The organism is Streptomyces boncukensis (assembly GCF_011045075.1).
Classification (GTDB): Bacteria; Actinomycetota; Actinomycetes; order Streptomycetales; family Streptomycetaceae; genus Streptomyces; species Streptomyces boncukensis.
This window is the reverse complement of the sequence record NZ_JAAKZZ010000917.1, coordinates 1-1616: the sequence shown is the minus strand read 5'-3', so window position 1 is coordinate 1616 and position 1616 is coordinate 1. Positions and strand designations below refer to the sequence as shown.

Here is a 1616-nt window from a genome sequence, read left to right as displayed (position 1 = left end):
GACCTTCCCGGGCCCGCCCCGGCCCACCCGGGTGCGGCCCGTGCCGCTGGCGGAGCTGGCCCGGCGGCTGGACGCGCCGCTCCCGGACGCCCTCCCGGACGACCCGGGCGCAGGGGCCGCCACCGGCATCACGCACGACTCGCGCGCCGTGCGCCCCGGGGACGTGTACGCCGCGCTGCCCGGCGCCCGGCTGCACGGTGCGGACTTCGTGGCGCAGGCCCAGAGCCTCGGTGCCGTCGCGGTGCTCACCGATCCGGCGGGCACCGAGCGCGCCGCCGCCACCGGGCTGCCGGTGCTGACCGTGCCCGACCCGCGCGGCCGGATGGGCGAGCTGGCCGCCGCGGTCTACGGCGAGCCCGGCGGCGACCTGCTGCAGATCGGCATCACCGGCACCTCAGGCAAGACCACCACCGCCTATCTGATCGAGGGCGGGCTGCGCGGCGCGGCGGCGAAGGAGGGCGGGCTGACGGGCCTGATCGGCACCGTCGAGTCCCGGATCGGCGACGAGCGCATCAAGTCCGAGCGCACCACGCCCGAGGCCACCGACCTGCAGGCGCTGTTCGCGGTGATGCGGGAGCGCGGGGTGCGCTCCGTCGCCATGGAGGTCTCCAGCCACGCACTGGTCCTCGGCCGGGTCGACGGCTGCGTCTTCGACGTCGCGGTGTTCAACAACCTCAGCCCCGAGCACCTTGACTTCCACCCGGACATGGAGGACTACTTCGCCGCCAAGCGGCAGCTGTTCACCCGGGCCCGCTCCCGCGCCGGGGTGGTCAACTTCGACGACGACTACGGCCAGCGGCTGATCGCCGAGTCCGAGGTCCCGGTCGTCACGTTCTCCGCCGAGGGCCACCCGGACGCCGACTGGCGCGCGGAGCACGTCGAGATCGGCCCGCTGGGCTCCACGTTCACCGCCCTGGGCCCCGACGGGCAGTCCGTGCCGGCCCGCGCTCCGCTGCCCGGCCCGTTCAACGTCGCCAACACGCTCGCCGCGCTCACGGCCCTGGCCGTCGCCGGAGTGGACCCGCGCACCGCGGCCGAGGGCATCGCCGCCGTGCCCGGGGTGCCGGGCCGCCTGGAGCGGGTGGACGCGGGCCAGGGCTACCTCGCCGTCGTCGACTACGCGCACAAGCCGGACGCCGTCGAGTCGGTCCTCTACGCCGTCCGCAAGGTCACCGACGGACGGATGCACGCCGTGCTCGGCTGCGGCGGCGACCGCGACCCGCACAAGCGGACCGCCATGGGCTCCGCGCTCGCCCGGCTCTCCGACACCGCCGTGCTGACCTCCGACAACCCCCGCACCGAGGATCCGCTCGCGATCCTCGCCACCATGCTCTCCGGCGCCGCCGAGGTGCCCGCGCACGAGCGGGGCACCGTGCTCGTGGAGGAGGACCGGGCCGCCGCGGTCGAGGCGGCCGTCGCCCGCGCCGAGCCCGGCGACAGCGTCCTCGTCCTCGGCAAGGGCCATGAGCAGGGCCAGGACATCGCGGGTGTCATCCGCCCGTTCGACGACGTCGCCGTGCTGCGCGAGGCCATCCGCCGCAGGATGGCCGAGAGCGGTGCGCGCACCCGGCACACCGAGCAGAACCCGCACCTCCAGCCCACCCAGCAGCCCATCC

The 1616-nt window shown here is 75.9% G+C and carries 1 protein-coding gene; it reads left to right on the top strand.

Annotated features, from left to right (window positions below; all coding sequences use genetic code 11):
* Positions 1–1616 (top strand): UDP-N-acetylmuramoyl-L-alanyl-D-glutamate--2,6-diaminopimelate ligase (locus tag G5C65_RS36965; RefSeq protein WP_165303410.1); only part of this gene is annotated, 1616 nt, incomplete at both ends.